Origin of the sequence: Neisseria sp. P0008.S010, assembly GCF_051962715.1 — a bacterium.
GTDB lineage: Bacteria > Pseudomonadota > Gammaproteobacteria > Burkholderiales > Neisseriaceae > Neisseria > Neisseria elongata.
Genome location: NZ_JBQCVA010000005.1, coordinates 45,313 through 65,409, shown reverse-complemented (window position 1 = coordinate 65,409; position 20,097 = coordinate 45,313). Strand labels below are relative to the sequence as shown.

At 54.0% G+C, this 20,097-nt stretch carries 19 protein-coding genes; 9 read left to right on the top strand and 10 right to left on the bottom strand.

Annotated features, from left to right (window positions below; genetic code table 11):
• Positions 1 to 78: 78 nt before the first annotated feature.
• The 6 genes from ACTHSL_RS02845 to accD all read left to right on the top strand — a co-directional run bounded on the left by ACTHSL_RS02845 (position 79) and on the right by accD (position 3,826).
• Positions 79 to 501, top strand: a complete 423-nt coding sequence (locus tag ACTHSL_RS02845; RefSeq protein WP_440380262.1) for a hypothetical protein — start codon at positions 79 to 81, stop codon at positions 499 to 501.
• Positions 502 to 631: 130 nt separating this feature from the next.
• The gene (locus ACTHSL_RS02840) at positions 632 to 1,090 is read left to right on the top strand and encodes a hypothetical protein (protein ID WP_440380261.1); all 459 of its coding nucleotides are present in this window, start codon (positions 632 to 634) and stop codon (positions 1,088 to 1,090) included.
• Between the two features lie 92 nt (positions 1,091 to 1,182).
• Positions 1,183 to 1,644: a hypothetical protein gene (locus tag ACTHSL_RS02835; protein ID WP_239482444.1), complete on the top strand. Its 462-nt coding sequence runs from the start codon at positions 1,183 to 1,185 to the stop codon at positions 1,642 to 1,644.
• Between the two features lie 72 nt (positions 1,645 to 1,716).
• On the top strand, positions 1,717 to 2,508 hold the full coding sequence (trpA, locus tag ACTHSL_RS02830; protein ID WP_440380260.1) for a tryptophan synthase subunit alpha: 792 nt from the start codon (positions 1,717 to 1,719) through the stop codon (positions 2,506 to 2,508).
• Between the two features lie 34 nt (positions 2,509 to 2,542).
• On the top strand, positions 2,543 to 2,776 hold the full coding sequence (locus ACTHSL_RS02825; RefSeq protein ID WP_440380259.1) for a colicin immunity protein: 234 nt from the start codon (positions 2,543 to 2,545) through the stop codon (positions 2,774 to 2,776).
• Positions 2,777 to 2,956: 180 nt separating this feature from the next.
• Positions 2,957 to 3,826 carry an acetyl-CoA carboxylase, carboxyltransferase subunit beta gene (gene accD / locus ACTHSL_RS02820; protein WP_074894147.1) on the top strand — a complete coding sequence of 290 codons (870 nt, stop codon included), beginning with the start codon at positions 2,957 to 2,959 and terminating at the stop codon, positions 3,824 to 3,826.
• 83 nt (positions 3,827 to 3,909) lie between these two features.
• Here accD and ACTHSL_RS02815 read toward each other — a convergent pair whose 3' ends face one another.
• From ACTHSL_RS02815 to ACTHSL_RS02770, 10 genes are all read right to left on the bottom strand, one after another.
• A complete protein-coding gene (locus tag ACTHSL_RS02815; protein ID WP_440380258.1) occupies positions 3,910 to 4,251 on the bottom strand; it encodes a hypothetical protein in 342 nt (113 codons plus the stop codon).
• A 122-nt stretch (positions 4,252 to 4,373) separates the two neighbouring features.
• The gene (locus ACTHSL_RS02810; protein ID WP_107884381.1) at positions 4,374 to 6,083 is read right to left on the bottom strand and encodes a proline--tRNA ligase; all 1,710 of its coding nucleotides are present in this window, start codon (positions 6,081 to 6,083) and stop codon (positions 4,374 to 4,376) included.
• A gap of 132 nt (positions 6,084 to 6,215) precedes the next feature.
• Positions 6,216 to 7,559: a tyrosine--tRNA ligase gene (gene tyrS / locus ACTHSL_RS02805; RefSeq protein WP_440380257.1), complete on the bottom strand. Its 1,344-nt coding sequence runs from the start codon at positions 7,557 to 7,559 to the stop codon at positions 6,216 to 6,218.
• 48 nt (positions 7,560 to 7,607) lie between these two features.
• Positions 7,608 to 8,489 carry a carbohydrate kinase family protein gene (locus tag ACTHSL_RS02800; RefSeq protein WP_440380256.1) on the bottom strand — a complete coding sequence of 294 codons (882 nt, stop codon included), beginning with the start codon at positions 8,487 to 8,489 and terminating at the stop codon, positions 7,608 to 7,610.
• Positions 8,490 to 8,584: 95 nt separating this feature from the next.
• Positions 8,585 to 9,403 carry a hypothetical protein gene (locus tag ACTHSL_RS02795; RefSeq protein ID WP_440380255.1) on the bottom strand — a complete coding sequence of 273 codons (819 nt, stop codon included), beginning with the start codon at positions 9,401 to 9,403 and terminating at the stop codon, positions 8,585 to 8,587.
• Positions 9,404 to 9,492: 89 nt separating this feature from the next.
• On the bottom strand, positions 9,493 to 10,584 hold the full coding sequence (gene ychF, locus ACTHSL_RS02790; protein WP_440380254.1) for a redox-regulated ATPase YchF: 1,092 nt from the start codon (positions 10,582 to 10,584) through the stop codon (positions 9,493 to 9,495).
• An 81-nt stretch (positions 10,585 to 10,665) separates the two neighbouring features.
• On the bottom strand, positions 10,666 to 11,187 hold the full coding sequence (locus ACTHSL_RS02785; protein ID WP_049248535.1) for a hypothetical protein: 522 nt from the start codon (positions 11,185 to 11,187) through the stop codon (positions 10,666 to 10,668).
• A gap of 245 nt (positions 11,188 to 11,432) precedes the next feature.
• Entirely contained in the window at positions 11,433 to 13,109 is a 1,677-nt protein-coding gene (gene ettA, locus ACTHSL_RS02780; RefSeq protein ID WP_440380253.1) for an energy-dependent translational throttle protein EttA, read from the bottom strand.
• Positions 13,110 to 13,415: 306 nt separating this feature from the next.
• Complete coding sequence (gene nadC, locus ACTHSL_RS02775; RefSeq protein ID WP_440380252.1) at positions 13,416 to 14,297, bottom strand: carboxylating nicotinate-nucleotide diphosphorylase; 882 nt, start codon at positions 14,295 to 14,297, stop codon at positions 13,416 to 13,418.
• Between the two features lie 73 nt (positions 14,298 to 14,370).
• On the bottom strand, positions 14,371 to 15,309 hold the full coding sequence (locus ACTHSL_RS02770) for an NUDIX hydrolase (RefSeq protein ID WP_440380251.1): 939 nt from the start codon (positions 15,307 to 15,309) through the stop codon (positions 14,371 to 14,373).
• 202 nt (positions 15,310 to 15,511) lie between these two features.
• On the opposite strand from ACTHSL_RS02770, the gene nadA reads away from it, so the two are divergent.
• From nadA to ACTHSL_RS02755, 3 genes are all read left to right on the top strand, one after another.
• Positions 15,512 to 16,624, top strand: coding sequence for a quinolinate synthase NadA (gene nadA, locus ACTHSL_RS02765; RefSeq protein ID WP_440380250.1), 1,113 nt, complete (start codon positions 15,512 to 15,514; stop codon positions 16,622 to 16,624).
• 206 nt (positions 16,625 to 16,830) lie between these two features.
• Entirely contained in the window at positions 16,831 to 18,375 is a 1,545-nt protein-coding gene (gene nadB / locus ACTHSL_RS02760) for an L-aspartate oxidase (protein WP_440380249.1), read from the top strand.
• A 296-nt stretch (positions 18,376 to 18,671) separates the two neighbouring features.
• The gene (locus ACTHSL_RS02755) at positions 18,672 to 19,961 is read left to right on the top strand and encodes an ATP-binding protein (protein WP_440380248.1); all 1,290 of its coding nucleotides are present in this window, start codon (positions 18,672 to 18,674) and stop codon (positions 19,959 to 19,961) included.
• Positions 19,962 to 20,097 lie beyond the last annotated feature (136 nt).

The following is a 20,097-nucleotide window of genomic DNA, read 5'->3' as shown; positions in this document are numbered from 1 at the left end:
TTGCTTCTTTGGATTAGGTTTTCGTATTTCATTTGGAAATTGTAAATCTTCAGGATACTTTCGCAAGAGGTCTAGTGAATGAAAAAGATTTTATTATTTGCAGCGGCCGCATCCATATCTGCCGCCTCCGCCGCCGGCCTGTCTTTTCAGGATTTGAAAAAACTGGAAACAGTAGACGGCTATACGGCTTACGGTATGCAGTCCGAACTCACGCAGGAAGCCTATATTTGGGTGGATGGCGGAGAAAAAGACGGACAAATCGCCTCCATCAATCTAAACAACGTATTGGGCGGAGAAGCGGAATTTGCCATAGTGAAGGGCAAGACGCTGGCGGAATATGCGGATAACAGCGATCGGGCAGAGTTTTATCAAACCCAATGCGCCGATAAAACCGTCCGCAGAATGAATGCGCCCAATCAAGCATTGGGTGCACCCGTCCCCTTTGCCAAGCTCAATGGTGTCGGCAAAGTGGCGGCCGATTATTCGTGTTTGGGAAAATAGGCTGAAAAAGCCTGAAAAACCAAAACGGGATTTTTTATTTTGTTAAAATCCGATTTTCAGACGGCCTGTTTCCCGACGGGAATGCAGGCTGTCTGAAAACAAACATACTTTCAAAGCAGAAAAGGCAAATATGAACAAATTTTTAATATGCACCCTGCTGTGCGCACTGGCTCCCGCTGCGTTTGCCGCAGAACCCTCTTTTCAAAATTTGAAAAAGCTCGACACCGTAGACGGCTATACAACTTACGGTGGGGAATCTAAGAGTGGGGATGGATTCTATATTTTTGTGGATGGCGGTCACAAAGACGATCAAATCGCTTCCATCAATCTGGTAAGTGTATTTGGCGGCTATCCCGGGTTTGCCGTAGTGCAGGGTAAAACTTTGGCAGATTATTTCGGTAACCGAGATAAAGCAGAGGTTTATCACAGCCAGTGCGCCGATAAAACCGTCCGCAAATTGGATACCGCCAATAAAGTATTGGGTGAAGCCGTTCCGATTGCCAAGCTCAACGGTGTCGGCAAAATGGCTGCCCATATTTCGTGTATGGCTGAAGAAAGCTATAAGAAAAATCAAGAAAACAAAAAATAAGATTATTTATTTTGCTAAAATTCCGTTTTCAGACGACCTCTGCCATACCGGCCGTCTGAAAATGAAGATATTGAAAACCGCAAGGAAAAAAAATGAAAAAAACACTGATGTATACCCTGTTGTTGGCACTGGCCCCGGCCGCATTTGCCGCAGAGCCTTCATTTAAAGACATGAAAGAACTGGAAGCAGTAAACGGCTATATGCTGTACGGCTCGGATTACGATGATTTGGACAAAGCCTACATCTTCGTAGACGGCGGCAAAAAAGACAAAAAAATCGCTTCCATCAGCATGGCGGCCACTTATCAAACCGGTGCGGGTTTTGCCGTAACCCCTGCAAAAACATTGGGCGAATATATGAAAAATGCCGACAAGGCCGAGTTTTATCAAACCCAATGCGCCGAACAGACCGTACGGAAAATGGATCTGAAAAAGAAAGTAATCGGCGAACCTGTTCCATTCTCCAAACTCAACGGCGTAACCAAAGCGGCGGCAGGCGTATCTTGCCTGGTGGAAGCCGGTCAGAAAGAGGCCATGGAAAACGCCAAAAAATAAACATTCAGACGGCCTGTTTCCAAATAGGAATGCAGGCCGTCTGAAAACCGACCAACTCCAAAAGAGTAAAACATGAGCAGAATCACCATCGCCTTTCAAAAACTCAACGGCAGAAAAGCCCTGATTCCCTATATCACCGCCGGCGATCCGAACCTTGAAACCACATTGGAAACCATGCACGAAATGGCCGCCAACGGCGCGGACATCATCGAACTGGGCATCCCGTTTTCCGACCCGATGGCCGACGGCCCCGTTATCCAGCGCGCCGCCGAACGCGCCCTGGCAAACGGCGTCAGCCTGAAAAACGTATTGGAAACCGTGCGCCGTTTCCGTGAACGCGACAACGACACCCCCGTCGTCCTGATGGGCTACCTGAATCCGATACACAAAATGGGCAATGCAGAGTTTGCGCGTGCCGCCGCCGAGGCGGGCGTGGACGGCGTGCTCACCGTGGACAATCCCGTTGAAACCATTTCCCCGCTGCAACAAGAACTGCAGAAACACGGCTTGGATGCCATCTTCCTCGTCGCCCCGACCACCAGCGAAGAGCGGATGGCCGAAATCGGCAGACTCGCCAGCGGCTTTGTCTATTATGTGTCGCTCAAAGGCGTAACCGGCTCTGCACAGCTGAATACCGACGAAGTGGCGGCCAAAATCGCCGTCCTACGCCGCCACATCAGCCTGCCGATAGGCGTGGGCTTCGGTATTTCCGATGCCGAAAGCGCGCGTAAAATCGGCGCGGTGGCCGATGCCGTCATCGTCGGCAGCCGCATCGTGAAAGAAATCGAAAACAACGCCGGAAGCGAAGCAAAAGCCGTCGGCGCACTGGTAAAAAGCCTGAAACAGGCGGTTGAGGCCGTCTGAAAGGGCAGGGCGGCACAGTTCGGAAACATGAAACATGACGCGCGATGAATTGATGGATTTGGCCGGACGCATCCTGACGGAAGAAGACGATGAAGTCCTGAGCGGTTTGATGGAACAATTCGACCGCAACGTCCCCCACCCCGAAGGCAGCAGCCTGTTTTTCTACCCCGAAGGCTGGAACGCCTGCAACGGCGGTTTGACCGGCTACGCGCCAACTGCGGAAGAAGTGGTCGATACCTGTTTGGCCTACCGTCCGATTTGCCTGTAAACAGCACCGCCCATGCCGAAAAAACTGCCGTTTCATCGGCGCAAAACTTGCCTAAACAGCCGCCATTGGCTACCATGTGCGGCTTGAATTCCCCTCCGGCCCGCATTGCGGCGTGCCGTATTCCGAATCATCTAAACTTTCAGCCGGACATTGAGGCCGTCTGAAAAAACGGAGCAAACCATGAGTTGGTTAGACAAAATCCTCCCGCCGAAAATCAAACGCGAAGGCAAAGGCGAATCCGCCGTACCCGAAGGGCTGTGGCACAAATGTCCGGCCTGTTCCGCCACGGTTTATGCCACCGAATTGCAGCAAAACGCCAAAGTCTGCCCGAAATGCAACCACCACAACGCCATGTCGGCGCGCGAACGGCTTGATCTGCTACTTGATGAAGAGGGCCGCGAGGAAATCGGCGACAATGTGAAGCCGACCGACATCCTGAAGTTCAAAGACAGCAAAAAATACCCCGAACGTCTGACCGCCGCAAAAAAAGCCACCGGCGAAGACGACGCGCTGGTGGTGATGAAGGGAAAAATGAACGGCCTGCCGGTCGTCATTGCCGCATTTGAATTCCGCTTCATCGGCGGTTCGATGGGTTCCGTAGTGGGCGAACGCTTCGTCAAAGGCGTGCGTCGTGCGGTGGCCGACAACTGCACCTTTATCTGCGTGGCCGCATCGGGCGGTGCACGGATGCAGGAAGGCCTGAATTCTTTAATGCAGATGACCAAAACCAGTGCCGCGCTGCACCTGTTGAACGAAAAAGGCCTGCCGTTCATCTCCGTACTTACCGACCCGACCATGGGCGGCGTTTCCGCCAGCTTCGCCTTTTTGGGCGACATCGTGGTGGCCGAACCGAATGCCTTAATCGGTTTTGCCGGCCCGCGCGTGATTGAGCAGACCGTACGCGAAACCCTGCCCGAAGGTTTCCAGCGTGCCGAATTCCTGTTGGAAAAAGGCGCAATCGATCAAATTACCGACCGCCGCGAAATGAAAGAACGCTTGAGCGCATTGATTACCCTGCTGCGCCGTGAAGATCCCGTGGTGGCTGCTTAAGCGGCTTGCAACTCAATTAAAAGGCCGTCTGAAAACCTGTTTTCGGTTTTTCAGACGGCCTTTTTGGTATTGGGCAGGCCATTTCAACGCTGCCCGCACATTTGCAATGATTTTGCCCATTGCGGTGTATTACAACATGCGCTGTTCGATTGCGGCGTGTACGTGGTGGAAGGTAAGAACAGTGGCGCGCATTGATTACCCTGTTGTGCCATGAAGAACCTGCGGTTACTGCCTAAGCGGGTTGCAATCCAATTTAAAGGCCGTCTGAAAACCTGTTTTCGGTTTTTCAGACGGCCTTTTTGGTATTGGGCAGGCCATTTCAACGCTGCCCGCACATTTGCAATGATTTTGCCCATTGCGGTGTATTGCATACGCTGTTCGATTGCGGCGTGTATGTGGTGGAAGGCAAGAACAGTGGCACGCATTGATTACCCTGTTGCACTATGAAGAACCTGCGGTTACTGCCTAAGCGGGTTGAAATCGAATCAAAAGGCCGTCTGAAAAACCGTTTCCAGTTTTTCAGACGGCCTTTTGTCATTTGCCGATATTATTTCAACGCTGCCAGCACTTTCGCGGCGATTTCGCCCGTCGGTACAGTCTGCGCTTCGTTGTCGCGGCGTTCCGCGTATTCGACATTGCCTTCTTTCAAGGCGCGGTCGCCGATGACGATGCGGTGCGGGATGCCCAGAAGCTCGGAGTCATTGAGCAGTACGCCTGCTCGTTCGTCGCGGTCGTCGAGAAGGACGTCTGCGCCTGCCGCCAGCAGTTCGGCGTAGATTTTGTCGGCAGCTTCGCGCACGGCGTCTGATTTTTTGTAGTTCATCGGCACAATAACGACTTCAAACGGCGCCATCGCTTTTGTCCAGATGATGCCTTTTTCGTCGTTGTTCTGCTCGATGGCGGCGGCAACGACGCGGGTGATGCCGATACCGTAGCAGCCCATTTCCATGATTTGCGATTTGCCGTTGTTGTCGAGGAAGTTCACGTTCATGGCTTGGGTGTATTTGTCGCGCAATTGGAAGACGTGTCCGACTTCGATGCCGCGTGCCAGTTTCAGACGGCCTTGTCCGTCAGGGCTTTCGTCGCCTTCGACAACGTTGCGCAAATCGACAAACTCAGGCTCGGCGGCGTCGCGGCCGAAGTTGAAGCCGGTATAGTGGTAGTCGTCTTCGTTCGCGCCGATAACCCAGTCTGCGCCTTTTTCGGTGGCGAAATCGGCATAGACTTTGCCTGTGAAGCCGACAGGGCCGAGCGAGCCGCCGTTTGCACCGAACTGCACTCGGATGGCGGCAGGATCTGCCATGGTCAGCGGCGATTTCACGCCTGCGAGTTTTTCGGCTTTGATGTCGTTGAACTCATGGTCGCCGCGCAACAGCAATAAGACGATTTCGCCTTCGTTTTCGCCTTCGACCACGATGGATTTCAGTGTTTTTTCAATCGGAATGCTGAGGAAGTCAACCAATGAATCAATGGTTTTGACATTCGGCGTGTGTACTTTGGCCAGCTCTGCCTGAGCAGCTGCGCGTTCGCCTTTGAGCGGCAAGGTCGGAGCCAGTTCGATATTGGCGGCGTAATCGGAAGTGTCGCTGTATGCAATCACATCTTCGCCGCTTTCCGCTAACACTTGAAACTCGTGCGAACCGGTGCCGCCGATGCTGCCGGTGTCTGCGGCGACGGGGCGGAACTCCAAGCCCAGACGGGTGAAGATGCGGCAGTAAGCGTCGTACATGGCATCATAGGTCGTCTGAAGCGAGGCGTAGTCGGCATGGAAAGAATAAGCATCTTTCATGACGAACTCGCGCGCGCGCATGACGCCGAAGCGCGGGCGCACTTCGTCGCGGAATTTGGTTTGGATGTGGTAAAAGTTTTTCGGCAGTTGTTTGTAGCTGTTGATTTCTTTGCGCACGATGTCGGCGATGACTTCCTCACAGGTCGGGCCCATGCAGAAATCGCGGTCGTGGCGGTCTTTCAGGCGCAGCAGTTCTTTACCGTAAAATTCCCAGCGGCCGGATTCCTGCCACAGCTCGGCAGGCTGCACCACCGGCATCAGCAACTCCACGCTGCCCGCGCGCGCCATTTCTTCGCGCACGACGTTTTCAACTTTGCGCAACACGCGCAGCCCCATCGGCATCCAAGTATAAAGGCCGGACGCGTTGGCTTTAATCAGGCCGGCGCGAATCATCAGCTTGTGGCTGGCGAGCGCGGCTTCGGCAGGGGCTTCTTTCAGGGTGGAAATGAAAAATTGGCTGGCTTTCATAATGTTAAATCTTGTCAAATTGAGGGCAGGCGGATTTTACCGCGAAACGGCCGGAAGGGTATGTTTTTCTTGCCGACTACGAATGAGGCCGTCTGAAATAATGTTTTTCAGACGGCCTCTGTCATTTAAGGCTTATTTCCAAACCAAGAGCGCGTGGTTGCGTTTGCCGCGTCGTACGATGGTGTATTTGCCGAAACGTTTGTGCGCGTCGGTCAACAGATAGGCATCATCGGGGCGTTCGGCGGCGTGGTTCGGGTTGTTCGATTCGGCGGCTTGTCCGTTGAGCAATACCGCTTTGCTGTTCACAAAACCGCGCGCTTCTTTGTTGGACGAGGCCAAGCCGGTTTTGACCAAGGCTTCGACGACGTTGAGGTCGTCTGAAACTTCAAATGCGGGCAGGCCGTCGAGGGCGAGCTGTTCGAAGTCGCTTTCCGTCAGGCTGCTTTGGTCTTCGGCAAACAGGCTTTCGGAAATGCGCTGTGCAGCTTGCAGGGCGGCTTCTCCGTGAATCAGGCGGGTCATTTCTTCGGCGAGGATGCGTTGCGCTTCGGGCTTGGTGCCGCTGGCTTTGTCTTTCGCTTCGATGGCGTCGATTTCTTCGATGGACAGGAAGGTGAAGTATTTCAGGAATTTATACACATCGGCATCGGCAACTTTCAGCCAGAACTGGTAGAACTGATACGGCGAGGTTTTCTTCGCGTTCAGCCATACCGCGCCGCCTTCGGTTTTGCCAAATTTGGTGCCGTCGGATTTGGTGACCAGCGGCAGGGTCAGACCGAATACTTGTTTTTGGTTCAGGCGGCGGGTCAGGTCGATACCGGCGGTGATGTTGCCCCATTGGTCGGAGCCGCCGATTTCCAAAACCGCGCCATGACGTTTGTTCAATTCGGCAAAGTCGTAGCCTTGCAGCAGGGAATAGGCGAACTCGGTGAAGGAAATGCCTACGTCGTCGCGCTCGATACGCTGTTTGACGGATTCCTTGTTCAGCATGGCGTTGACGGAGAAATGCTTGCCGATGTCGCGCAGGAAGTCGAGGCAGTTCATGCTGCCGAACCAGTCGGCGTTGTTCGCCATAATGGCGGCGTTTTCGCCTTCAAAGCTCAAAAACGGTTTCAGTTGGTTGCGGATGTTTTCTACCCAGCCGGCAACGGTTTCGGCGGAATTCAAGCTGCGCTCCACCGCTTTGAAGCTGGGGTCGCCGATCATACCGGTCGCGCCGCCCACCAAAGCAATCGGCGTATGCCCCGCCTGCTGGAAACGGCGCAATGCCAACACGGGCAGCAAGTGGCCGATATGCAGGCTGTCGGCGGTCGGGTCGAAACCGCAGTAGAGGGAGATTTTTTGTTCGTTCAACAAAGCATCTAAGGCTTCGATGTCGGTAGTTTGCGCGATAAGGCCGCGCGATTGTAGGTCTTGGATAATTGATTTCACTGATATTCCTTGAGTAGTGCTTTTTTCAGACGGCCTTTGAATCATGCAGGCCGTCTGAAAAGTATTATCGGAAGGTTAATCGGATAGGGCGGTTTATTGTTGCCGCACCAGTTGCATAATGCCATCGTACGGCAAATCGGGCGTTGCGCCATGCAATGAGGCGTTCAAAGCACCCATTGCACAGGCGAAAGCCAGTATCTCTTCGGGCGGGCTGCCGGAGAGCAGTTTGAAAATAAAGCCTGCCAAAAAGCTGTCTCCCGAACCGACCGTATCGGCTACTTTGACGCGGTAGCCGTGATGGGCATGGAATCGGCCGTTATTCAGATACACCGCGCCATGTGCGCCTAATGTAACGCAGAGGTGCGGGGTACCGGTATGCCCGGCCAAATAGCGCATATTTTGTTCCAGGCTGCGGTATGGCGAACCGAAAGCTTCGGCCAGTTCGTAGAGTTCGTCGTCGTTGAGTTTGACCAAATCGGCCTGTTTCATCAGTCCGCGTACCCGTTCTGTGTCGTAGTGCGGTTTGCGCAGATTGACATCGAAAACGCGGAAGCGGGCGGCGGGCAGCAATTCGGACAAGGTTGCGCGGGATACCGGGTCCCGAGTGGACAGGCTGCCGAATACGAAGGCATCGGATTCGGCTACGCGGAGCAGGGCTTCTTCTGTAACGGTAATTTTGTCCCATGCGCAGGGATAAACGATGTCGTAAGACGCGCTGCCGTCTGGCTGAAGTATGACTTTGACCAAGCTGGTGGCGTGTTCATCATCGGTCTGAATTAAATCAACGGCCACGTTTTTGGCTTCGATTAAGCTCAGAAGCTGTTCGCCGTCTTTATCGTTGCCTTTGCGGCTGATGATGCTGCATTCCGCACCCAGTCCGCCCAGGCGGACCAATATATTTAAAGGTGCGCCGCCTAATACTTTCCCGTCGGGAAAGTCGTCCCATAAAACTTCGCCGAAGCTGCTGATTTTCATGTTAATCCTTTCGAAAGGCGGAAGGTTGTCGGAAAGCGGCCTGTGCAAAACCCGTTTTCAGACGGCCTTGAAGCATGGGGAGGCCGTCTGAAAAATTAGAATTGCTTATCTGCCAGCGGATAGCCTTTTGGAGTGCTGTAATGCCCTTTGGCGGCGTTATAGTTGAAGATAAAGGTCGTATTGCGGTATTTTTTTGCACCGTCGAAGCCGGATACGGTCAGTTGCAGCGGATAGAAGCCCGCGCTTGTTTTGCCGTCTTTCAATATTTTGATTTTGGAAGACAGGCTGTACAGTTTGTCCAGGCATTCGCGCCGTTCGGCAGCGGTGTTTTTGCGGTCTTCATAAAGATTGTCGGAACAGTTGCCCAACGCACCCGCGTTGTCTGCCTCGGCATTGATGCCGTCTTCTATGATTTTTCTTGCGCCGTCATGGGCAAACAGCAGATAGGTCGTACCCGAATAGCCCTGATGGATATCGTAATGCTGGGTTAAAAAGCCCCATTTGTCTTTGCCGAATTCATGCAACGACCAATATTTTGCATCGGGTGCATTGCCAAACGATCCGGCCCAGCCATGCGGTTGTGCGGCGAGGAGTTTCCAGTCGGTTCCTGCCTGTTTCAAGACAAATACGCCGGCCAAACCGGATTGGGCGTGTGAGCCGTCTTTTATGCCTTTTTCAAAATCGAATACATCGCCGGTAAACAGCAGGTAGGTCAGTTTACCCTGCGCGGTTTGGCGCGTTTCGCTTTTGGTTTGGTGCACGCAATATTCGCCCTTGTCTTTGACGTTTACTTGGTAACAGCGGTATTTTTGCGAATATTTCGGATAAAACTTCTGTACGATTTGCTGCGGCGTTTGCGCCTGAACGTTTGCTGCGGCGAGGGATAAAGCTATGCAGAGAACGGTTTTCTTCATGGATAACTTCCTTGTCGGTTAAACGGCGGAGTAATGTATTTCAGACGGCTTCTTTTGGCAGAAGGCCGTCTGAAAAGCAGTTACCTGGTTTACACGTTAAACAGGAAGTGCATCACATCCCCGTCCTGTACGACATATTCCTTGCCTTCTACGCGCATTTTGCCGGCTTCTTTGGCTTTGGCTTCGCCGCCGAGTGAGACAAAATCGTTGTAGGAAATGACTTGAGCGCGGATGAAGCCGCGTTCGAAGTCGGTGTGGATGACGCCGGCGGCTTGCGGGGCGGTGTCGCCTTTGTGAATGGTCCAGGCGCGGACTTCTTTGACGCCGGCGGTGAAGTAGGTTTGCAGGCCCAAGAGATCGTAGCCGGCACGAATCAGGCGGTTCAGGCCGGGTTCTTCCAAGCCCATTTCAGCGAGGAATTCGGCTTTTTCGTCTTCTTCCAATTCGGCGATTTCGCTCTCCATCGCGGCGCAAACGGCAACGACGGGGGCGTTTTCTTTTTCAGCCAATTCTTTCAGGCGGTCGAGGTGCGGATTGTTTTCAAAACCGTCTTCAGCAACGTTGCCGACATACATGGCGGGTTTGGCGGTAAGCAGGAACAGCGGTTTGAGCATGGCGAGTTCTTCCGCGTCCAAACCGAAGGAGCGGACGGGTTTGCCTTCGTCCAGATGCGGCAGCAGTTTTTTGCACAGCTCGACCAGTTTTTGCGCGTCTTTGTCGCCTGAGCGGGCGCGTTTTTCTTCGCGGACAATGGCTTTTTCGACGCTGGCGAGGTCGGCAAGGGCTAGTTCGGTGCCGATGGTTTCGATGTCGGCAATCGGATCGACTTTGCCTGCGACGTGGACAATGTTGTCATCGTCAAAGCAGCGCACGACGTTGACGATGGCGTCGGTTTCGCGGATGTTGGCGAGGAACTGGTTGCCCAAGCCTTCGCCTTTGCTCGCGCCTGCAACCAAACCGGCAATGTCGACGAACTCGACGATGGCAGGCTGCATTTTTTGCGGATTGACGATTTTCGCCAGCTCCGCCATGCGCGGGTCGGGTACTTCGACGATGCCGACGTTGGGTTCGATGGTGCAGAAGGGATAGTTCGCCGCTTCGATGCCCGATTGGGTCAGCGCGTTAAAGAGGGTGGATTTGCCGACGTTGGGCAGGCCGACGATGCCGCATTTCAAGCTCATGGTTTTTCCTGAATTCAGTAAAGAAAATTTAACGCGCGATTGTAGCATAAACCGTGCGTTTCAGGCCGTCTGAAAGACGGGTTACCACCAATGCAGGGCGGTACGCTTGGTTTGCATGTCGATTTGAAACCGGCGCGATTTGTCGTTCCATTTCAACGGTCGGCTGCATTTTTCATAGCCGTCCCGTTTTTCGCTTTCGGGCGTTTGGCCGCAGTATGTGCCCGCCATGCCGAGGTAAAGTTTCGCCTGTTTGCCGACATAATCGATTTTTGCACCGAACGCGCTGTAATAAAATGCTTTTTCGGCTTTTCCATCCGCACGGCCGAGAAAAACGGTAACGCCGCCGCCGTTGCGGTTGCCGAACATTCCCACCGAACCGGTCGCGCCGTAGCATTGCAGTTCGCTATCGTCGAGGACATAGTCGGTGATGCCGTCTCCGTTGAGGTCGGCCCGTTCGACAGCCTGTTGGAAACCGTGCGGCCGGCCGCCCAAAAGGCGGCAGAAGCGGGCCAGTTCCTGCAATTCGCTGTCTACGGAGGTAGGGAGTTTTGCGCCGTAAACGGGTTGCATCAGGATTGCGCCGATGAGGAGAAGTTTTTTCATGGTGATACTCTGTGTGTGGGGAGGTTCTTTCAGGCTGTCTGAAAACGGCGGCATTATAACGGCATGTATGCGGTATGGTTTTGCTTTATGTCAGAAGCGGGCAGGGGGCTTGGGCATATGCTTTTTTCAGACGGCCTCTTGGCCTGTTTGCCGCCCTGCCGCTTATTTCTTTTCTCTGCTTGATAAGAGGCCGTCTGAAAAACTGTTTTACTTTTCAGACGGCCTTTCATCACTAAAAGAAAGAATCAACGCGTTACCGGTTTATATTTAATCCGTTTCGGTTTCGCACCCTCTTCGCCCAAACGGCGTTTCTTATCGGCTTCATATTCCTGATAGTTGCCGTCGAAGAACACCCATTTCGAATCGCCTTCGCACGCCAGAATATGCGTGGCGATGCGGTCGAGGAACCAGCGGTCGTGCGAAATGACCATCACGCTGCCGGCAAATTCCAGCAATGCATCTTCCAGCGCGCGCAGGGTTTCCACGTCCAAATCGTTGGACGGCTCGTCCAGCAGCAACACATTGCCGCCGCTCAACAAGGTTTTCGCCAAGTGCAGCCTTCCGCGTTCGCCGCCGGAAAGCTGCCCCGCGATTTTGCTTTGGTCGCTGCCTTTAAAGTTAAAGCGTCCCAAATATTGGCGTGCGGGGATTTCAAACTGTCCGACCTGCAAAATATCTCGGCCTTCGGCGATGTTGTCGAACACGGTTTTGTCGTTTTGCAAACCTTCGCGGCTTTGGTCAATCAGGCTCATTTTCACGGTTTGCCCGATTTTCACTTCGCCGGAATCAGGCTGTTCTTTGCCCGCAATCATTTTAAACAGCGTCGATTTACCCGCGCCGTTCGGGCCGATGATGCCGACAATCGCGCCCGCAGGCACTTTGAAGCTCAAATCGTCAATCAGCACCTTGTCGCCAAACGATTTGGAAACATTCACAAATTCAATCACTTCGTTACCCAAACGCTCGGCGACGGGAATAAAGATTTCCTGCGTTTCATTGCGTTTTTGGTATTCGTAGTTGCTCATTTCTTCAAAACGCGCCAAACGCGCTTTGGACTTGGCTTGGCGGCCTTTGGCATTTTGGCGCACCCATTCCAGTTCCTGTTTCATCGCCTTCACGCGCGCGGCTTCGGATTTTGCCTCGTTTTCCAAGCGTTTTTCTTTCTGCTCCAGCCAAGACGAGTAATTGCCTTTCCACGGAATACCGTGGCCGCGGTCGAGTTCCAAAATCCATTCGGCGGCGTTATCGAGGAAGTAGCGGTCGTGCGTTACGGCAACGACTGTGCCGGGGAAGCGCACCAAGAATTGCTCCAGCCATTCGACCGATTCCGCATCCAAGTGGTTGGTCGGCTCGTCCAGCAGCAGCATATCGGGCTTGCTCAACAAGAGTTTGCACAAGGCAACACGGCGTTTTTCACCGCCGGACAGATGGCCGATTTTGGCATCCCATTCCGGCAGGCGCAGCGCATCGGCGGCAATTTCCAATTCGTGTTCCGCACCGCCGCCCGTGGACGAACCCGCCGCGATAATCGCTTCCAAGCGGCCCTGCTCTTCCGCCAGCGAGTCAAAATCCGCATCGGGATTGGCATACTCGGCATACACTTCTTCCAAACGTTTCTGCGCGGCGGCCACCTCGCCCAAACCGCTTTCCACTTCCTCGCGCACGGTTTTTTCAGGATCAAGCTCCGGCTCTTGCGGCAGATAGCCGATTTTGATGCCGCCCATCGGCACGGCCTCGCCCTCAAATTCCTTATCCACACCCGCCATAATCCGCAGCACGGTGGACTTGCCCGCGCCGTTCAAACCGAGCAGGCCGATTTTCGCGCCTGGGAAGAAGGAAAGGGAAATATCTTTAATGATGGTTTTCTGCGGCGGCACCACCTTGCTCACGCGCAGCATGGAATAGACGTATTGTTGGGACATAGTATTCTCAATTCAGTCAAACAAATTTCAGACGACCCATTTTAACCGATTGCACCGATTGTTGCTTGCACGGATGATATTTTAAGAAAAAATAGATGAAGATAAATCGGAATTAGCCGATTTAAGCCGATGTTCGGGTGATTTTGAATCGCGGCGGACATTGTGCGGAAGGGTGCGGATACGGCATATCAATTGAAGCCCAGCCTTTGAAATTTGGATTTGAAGCCGTCTGAAAACAGGTTTCAGACGGCCTCCTTTTCTATTTTTCTATTTTGGGGGAAATTGGATATCGATGTGTAATTGAACTTACGCCACGAAATCCAAGCCTATGTCCAACGAGCGGCTGCTGTGGGTCAGATAGCCGAGGGCGATGCCGTCTACGCCGGTTTGTGCTACGCGTTTCAGGCGGTCGAAGCCGATGCCGCCCGATGCTTCGCAATAGATGGTGTGGGGACGGGCGGTTTGCGTGTGGCAGCGGTTTGCTGCTTCTTTCAAGGTTTCGTCGTCCATATTGTCTAGCAAAATCCGTTCCGTGCCCGCTGCGATGGCTTCGTCCAGTTGTGCCAGCGTGTCCACTTCGATTTCTACGCAAGTCAACGGTCCGACCGCCTGTTTTGCCTGCCGCACGGCTTGGGCGATGCTGTCGCAATAGGCGAGGTGGTTGTCTTTGATGAGTACGGCGTCGTCCAAACCCATGCGGTGGTTCACGCCGCCGCCCGCCCTGACGGCGTATTTTTGCAGGACGCGCAGCAGGGGGATGGTTTTGCGGCTGCACACGATGTCTGTGCCGTATTCGGCGACTTCGGCAACGGCACGAGCGGTGGCGGTGGCGATGCCGCTTAAGTGTGTGAGGTAGTTGAGCGCGGTGCGTTCGGCGGCGAGCAGCGCGCGGGCGTTGCCTTCGACGGCGGCAAGCGTCTGACCTGCGCAGACGGCTTGCCCGTCGTGGATTTCGGCTTGTAAGCGGACGGACGGATCCATCGTCTGAAAGGCAAGACGTGCCAAGTCCATGCCGGCGATGACGCCGTTTTCGCGGCTGACGAGGAAGAGTTTGGCGGTTTTATCGGGGGCGATGACGGCGGCGGACGTAATGTCGCCGCGCCTGCCCAAATCTTCGCTCAAGGCTTGTTCCACCATGGGGCGCAACAGGGTGTCGGGCAGGGGGAAGAGGGTGTTTTCAGACGGCATGGGGTTTCCTTTGTTGAAAAATATTGGTGTTGCGGCGAGGTTAAAACTTCATTTAAGGCCGTCTGAAAACGGGCTAACGGCTGCCCAGCGGCAGTCCAATGTCCGAAATCAGCCTGTCGGGCAGGACGTCGTCGCGGAAGCGGTAAAGCTGCGCGGGACGGCCTTTGCTGCCCGATACGCCGGTATCCGACGGCTCGATGAGGTTTTGCTGCTGAATCTGGCGGCGGAAGTTTTGCTTGTGCAGCAATCTGCCGCTGATGGCTTCGACGCTGTTTTGCAGTTGCAGCAGCGTGAATTCGGGCGGCATCAGTTCGAAAATCACGGGGCGGTATTTGATTTTGGCACGCAGGCGGGACAGGGCGGTCGCCAACACGCGGCGGTGGTCGTGGCGCATGGGCTGCCCCGTGGGCGTGAAGTCGAAGTTTGCCTGCGGCTCGGCGGCCTCCGCTATCAGGCCGCTTTCATACAGCATTTCATAGCGTTGCAAAACGTATTCTTCCGACCAGTTTTCCGGTTCGACCCCCCAACACAAATGAATGCGCTTGAGCCGCTTTTGGCGGACTTCCTCCGTGTCCGCCGAGTTTGCCCAAATGCGCAGGCGGCTGACGACGGCGTCGCGCTGCCTGCCGTCGGTACGCAAATCTTCCCACGGGAAATAGTCGTAGCAGTCCTGCCATTTCGCGTCGGGATGCAGGATGCTGTCGGCTGCCTCGCGCACCAGCCCCAAGTAGCTGACGTACAAGACGGGCATACCGTGTTCGTTGCGGCGGTGGGTATCGACAAAGGTGTAAAGCTGTTCCACATAGCCCATAGGCTGCGAAGTCTGCTTGGCGACCCACAGTTTCACGCCCGCCTGCAGGGAATTGCGCAGGGGGGAGAGCGGGCCGTTGGGCAGGAGCGTGCCTTGGGCGACGGTCAACACCCGCAGGCCGCCGTCGGTAACGGCAATCAATACGGGAACCAGCTCGACGATGCTTTGCGGCGGGGCTTCGGCTTCGGGGTAGGCGTCCATGCTCGGCTTTCTGCGGGTGGGAAAGGCTTTATTGTAAACCAAAGCGGTTTGTCGGAACGAAGCGGGTCGGTTTTGCGGTATCTCAAACCTGTTTTCAGACGACCTTGCATATTATACTCAAGTTGAGCATAATATAAAAACAGTTTGAAAAACAGACGGCAAACCTTCATGCCGCCTCAAAAACCAGCTACAAGGAAACATCATGCAAACCGCCGCCCGCCGCTCGTTCGACTACGATATGCCCCTCATCCAAACGCCGACTTCCGCCTGCCAAATCCGTCAGGCGTGGGCGAAGGTTGCCGACACGCCCGACCGCGAGACGGCAGGCCGTCTGAAAGACGAAATCAAGGCCTTGCTGAAGGAGAAAAACGCGGTCTTGGTGGCGCATTATTATGTTGATCCGCTGATTCAGGATTTGGCTTTGGAAACGGGCGGATGCGTGGGCGATTCGCTGGAGATGGCGCGTTTCGGTGCGGAACACGAAGCCGATACGCTGGTGGTGGCGGGCGTGCGCTTCATGGGCGAGAGCGCGAAAATCCTCTGCCCTGAAAAAACGGTGCTGATGCCTGATTTGGAAGCGGAATGTTCTTTGGATTTGGGTTGCCCGGAAGAGGCGTTTTCGGCGTTTTGCGACCAACACCCCGACCGCACGGTGGTGGTGTACGCCAACACTTCCGCTGCCGTGAAAGCGCGTGCCGATTGGGTGGTCACGTCTTCGGTGGCGTTGGAAATCGTGTCGTATTTGAAATCGTGCGGCGAGAAGCTGATTTGGGGACCCGACCGCCACCTCGGCGACTATATCCGCCGCGAAACGGGTGCGGATATGCTGTTGTGGCAGGGTTCGTGCATCGTCCACAACGAATTTAAAGGGCAGGAGCTGGCGGCACTGAAGGCGGAGCATCCCGACGCAGTGGTGCTGGTTCATCCTGAATCGCCGCAAAGCGTTATTGAATTGGGCGACGTGGTCGGTTCGACCAGCAAACTGCTCAAAGCCGCCGTATCGCGTCCCGAAAAAAAATTCATCGTAGCGACCGATTTGGGCATCCTGCACGAAATGCAAAAGCAGGCGCCCGACAAAGAATTTATCGCCGCCCCGACTGCGGGCAACGGCGGAAGCTGCAAAAGCTGCGCGTTCTGCCCGTGGATGGCAATGAATTCGCTGGGCGGCATCAAATACGCCCTGACAAGCGGACACAACGAAATCCTGTTGGAAAGAAAACTGGGCGAAGCCGCCAAACTGCCTTTGCAGCGTATGCTCGACTTCGCGGCGGGACTCAAACGCGGGGATGTGTTCAACGGCATGGGGCCCGCCTGATTTGCCCGTCAATATTATAGTGGATTAAATTTAAATCAGGACAAGGCGACGAAGCCGCAGACAGTACAAATAGTACGGAACCGATTCAATTGGTGCTTCAGCACCTTAGAGAATCGTTCTCTTTGAGCTAAGGCGAGGCAACGCCGTACTGGTTTAAATTTAATCCACTATACCGTTTCAGACGACCTCTCAAACAAGGAAACACCATGCAAACCGATTGCGACGTATTGATTGCCGGAAACGGGCTGGCGGCACTGACGCTCGCCCTGTCGCTGCCTGAATCGTTCCGCATCGTCATTTTGTGCAAAAACCGGCTGGACGACACCGCCAGCCGTCATGCACAAGGCGGGATTGCGGCGGCGTGGTCGGGAGAGGACGACATCGAAAAACACGTTGCCGATACCTTAGAAGCGGGCGCGGGTTTGTGCGACGAAGCCGCCGTCCGCGCCATCCTGTCGCAGGGCAAACCGGCAATCGAATGGCTGTTGGCGCAGGGCGTGGCGTTCGACCGGAATCATAACGACCTGCACCTGACGCGCGAAGGCGGGCATACCTGCCGCCGAATCGCCCACGTCGCCGACTACACGGGCGAAGCCGTCATGCAGAGCCTGATTGCCCAAATACGCCGCCGCCCGAACATCCGCGTTTACGAGCAGCAGATGGCGTTGGATATCCAAACCGAATCAGGCGCGGCGTGCGGACTGACTGTCCTCGACCGCCAAACGCAAGGAACCTACCGCATCCGCGCCCGCCATACCGTACTTGCAGGCGGCGGCTTGGGACAGATTTACGCCGCCACCACCACGCCGCCCGAATGCACGGGCGACGCCATCGCCATGGCGATACGCGCAGGCTGCGCAGTCGAAAACCTCGAATTTATCCAATTCCACCCCACAGGCTTGGCAAGGTCGTCTGAAAACGGCCGCACCTTCCTGATTTCCGAAGCCGTGCGCGGCGAAGGCGGCATTCTGACCAACCAAGCGGGTGAACGGTTTATGCCGCATTACGACCGCCGCGCCGAACTCGCGCCGCGCGACATCGTTGCCCGCGCCATCGCCGCCGAAATCGCCAAACAAACGCAAGATTTCGTCTCGCTCGACATCAGCCATCAACCCGCAGAGTTCGTCCGTCAGCATTTCCCGTCCATCCATCGGCACTGCCTGTCCCAATGCGGTTTGGACATCACGCGCCAAGCCATCCCCGTTCGCCCCGTGCAACACTACACCTGCGGCGGTATCCAAACCGACCCCAGCGGCAGAACCTCCCTGCCGCAGCTCTACGCCTTGGGCGAAACCGCTTGTACCGGACTGCACGGAGCCAACCGCCTCGCCAGCAACTCCCTACTCGAATGCGTCGTGACCGCAAGGCTCTGCGCCCAAGCCATCGCAGACGGACAAGCATTCCAAGCCAAAACGTCTCCAAGGTCGTCTGAAAGCCCCTCCTCCGAAACAGGCATCTTTTCAGACGGCATCCAAAGCGCATTCAGCCGCCCCGCCCTGCAAGCGTTCAACCAACGCCATCTGGGCATTCTCCGCAACGATACCGGCCTGCGCCGCGCCATCGCCCAACTGCGGCTTTGGAAGCAAAACCAAGCCGAGCCGCACACCGCGTCCGAATACGAAAACCGCAACCTGCTCGAATGCAGCCTCGCCGTCGCCCAAGCCGCATACGCCAGGCGGCAAAACATCGGCGCGCATTTCAATACCGACTTGGCGGCATGTTTCAACTGGCAGGAGCGGGAAGCAGGCTGACAGTTTTTCCCTAATAGGAAGAAGAGGCCGTCTGAAACCTTGTCTTCAGACGGCCTTTCAATCCATTTTCATTATTTTTTTCTTAAACCGTCCTGGTCTTCCCTGTCGATTCGTAACCCGTCTATTCGTAAACTTTATTATCTGTGAAGCAAAAAATCTTTTAGATTTTCATTCAAAAAAATGTATTTTCTCCCATTTTTTCGTTTGAGAAAATGTATTATAAAAATAAATTTTCCTTAGAAAAAATGTATTTTAGCCTGTATAATCAGCCTGATATTTGGTTTTCGAGAGAAATCATGCAGCGCGAAATCATCCAATCTTTAGAAAAGTGGAAACACAAAGCCAATCGCAAGCCTTTGATTATTCAAGGTGCAAGGCAAGTTGGTAAAACTTGGGCGATGAAGCATTTCGGCAAACGGCATTTTGCCAAAACCGCCTATATCAATTTTGACAACAATCCGCGCATGAAAACCCTGTTTTCGGGCGATTACGACATCGGCCGCCTGCTGCTCGGTTTGAAAATCGAAAGCGGCGTGGATATCCAAGCCGAAGATACTTTGCTGATTTTCGATGAAATTCAAGAAGTACCGCAAGCCCTGTCATCGCTCAAATATTTCTATGAAAATGCACCGCAGTTTTATATTGTTGCCGCCGGTTCGCTGTTGGGCGTGTCGCTGCACCATCAGGTATCTTTTCCCGTCGGCAAGGTGGAATTTTTACCGCTTTACCCGATGGATTTTCACGAATTTCTGACTGCACTTGGCGATGAAAATTTGGTTCAGCTGCTTAGGATGAAGGATTGGGCATTGATTTCGGCGATGAAGAGCCGCTATATCGAGCGATTGCGCCAATACTATTTTGTCGGTGGGATGCCCGAAGCAGTGCAAACCTTTATTGATACGCAAAATGTAGATGAAGTCCGCCAAGTGCAGCGACATTTGCTGACGGCATACGAACAAGATTTTTCTAAACACATTTCAGACGGCCACACCGTACAGCGTGTGCGCGCCTTATGGAATGCGATTCCGGAACAACTGGCAAAAGAAAACAAGAAGTTTATTTATGCCCAACTGCAAAAAGGCGCGCGCAGCAAAGATTACGAAACCGCCCTGCAATGGCTTGAAGACAGCGGCTTGGTGCATATCGTGCCGCGCGTCAAAAAGCCGCATTTGCCGCTTTCCGCCTATCAAGACAACGCTTTCAAACTCTTCGGTTTGGATGTTGGCCTGCTTGCCGCCCAAAGTCATTTGGATGCGGCGACCCTATTGGAAGGCAACCGCATTTTTATTGAATTCAAAGGTGCGCTGACCGAACAATATGTTTTGCAACAACTGATTGCCACGCAAGACAATCCTGTCTTCTATTGGGCAACCGAAAAAGGAACGGCTGAGGTGGATTTCGTCCTGCAACGCGGACAAGGGGTTGTACCGATTGAAGTGAAGGCCGAAGAGAATTTGAAAGCGAAGAGCTTGAAAGTTTATGTGGAACAGTTTGCACCCGAACAGGCATTGCGGTTTTCGATGGCGGATTATCGGGAACAGGACTGGATGGCGAATGTGCCGTTGTATGCCTGTTCTGATTTATGAATCGGGTTTTAAATTTTTGCGGCCAGTTAGGCTGATTAAAAATAGAATTTTGATAAATTTCGAGAAATTAAGAATGTCAGAATATCCGGCCGTATTGCACATCACTAAGGCACAACTCCCGATCTAATGCCAAAAG

Bases quoted from the DNA above. Each gene is read 5' to 3' on its own strand.
- ACTHSL_RS02845 (WP_440380262.1), top strand. From the start codon at position 79: ATGAAAAAGATTTTATTATTTGCAGCGGCCGCATCCATATCTGCCGCC.
- ACTHSL_RS02840 (WP_440380261.1), top strand. From the start codon at position 632: ATGAACAAATTTTTAATATGCACCCTGCTGTGCGCACTGGCTCCCGCT.
- ACTHSL_RS02835 (WP_239482444.1), top strand. From the start codon at position 1,183: ATGAAAAAAACACTGATGTATACCCTGTTGTTGGCACTGGCCCCGGCC.
- trpA (WP_440380260.1), top strand. From the start codon at position 1,717: ATGAGCAGAATCACCATCGCCTTTCAAAAACTCAACGGCAGAAAAGCC.
- ACTHSL_RS02825 (WP_440380259.1), top strand. From the start codon at position 2,543: ATGACGCGCGATGAATTGATGGATTTGGCCGGACGCATCCTGACGGAA.
- accD (WP_074894147.1), top strand. From the start codon at position 2,957: ATGAGTTGGTTAGACAAAATCCTCCCGCCGAAAATCAAACGCGAAGGC.
- ACTHSL_RS02815 (WP_440380258.1), bottom strand. From the start codon at position 4,251: ATGCGTGCCACTGTTCTTGCCTTCCACCACATACACGCCGCAATCGAA.
- ACTHSL_RS02810 (WP_107884381.1), bottom strand. From the start codon at position 6,083: ATGAAAGCCAGCCAATTTTTCATTTCCACCCTGAAAGAAGCCCCTGCC.
- tyrS (WP_440380257.1), bottom strand. From the start codon at position 7,559: ATGATTCAAAGGCCGTCTGAAAAAAGCACTACTCAAGGAATATCAGTG.
- ACTHSL_RS02800 (WP_440380256.1), bottom strand. From the start codon at position 8,489: ATGAAAATCAGCAGCTTCGGCGAAGTTTTATGGGACGACTTTCCCGAC.
- ACTHSL_RS02795 (WP_440380255.1), bottom strand. From the start codon at position 9,403: ATGAAGAAAACCGTTCTCTGCATAGCTTTATCCCTCGCCGCAGCAAAC.
- ychF (WP_440380254.1), bottom strand. From the start codon at position 10,584: ATGAGCTTGAAATGCGGCATCGTCGGCCTGCCCAACGTCGGCAAATCC.
- ACTHSL_RS02785 (WP_049248535.1), bottom strand. From the start codon at position 11,187: ATGAAAAAACTTCTCCTCATCGGCGCAATCCTGATGCAACCCGTTTAC.
- ettA (WP_440380253.1), bottom strand. From the start codon at position 13,109: ATGTCCCAACAATACGTCTATTCCATGCTGCGCGTGAGCAAGGTGGTG.
- nadC (WP_440380252.1), bottom strand. From the start codon at position 14,297: ATGCCGTCTGAAAACACCCTCTTCCCCCTGCCCGACACCCTGTTGCGC.
- ACTHSL_RS02770 (WP_440380251.1), bottom strand. From the start codon at position 15,309: ATGGACGCCTACCCCGAAGCCGAAGCCCCGCCGCAAAGCATCGTCGAG.
- nadA (WP_440380250.1), top strand. From the start codon at position 15,512: ATGCAAACCGCCGCCCGCCGCTCGTTCGACTACGATATGCCCCTCATC.
- nadB (WP_440380249.1), top strand. From the start codon at position 16,831: ATGCAAACCGATTGCGACGTATTGATTGCCGGAAACGGGCTGGCGGCA.
- ACTHSL_RS02755 (WP_440380248.1), top strand. From the start codon at position 18,672: ATGCAGCGCGAAATCATCCAATCTTTAGAAAAGTGGAAACACAAAGCC.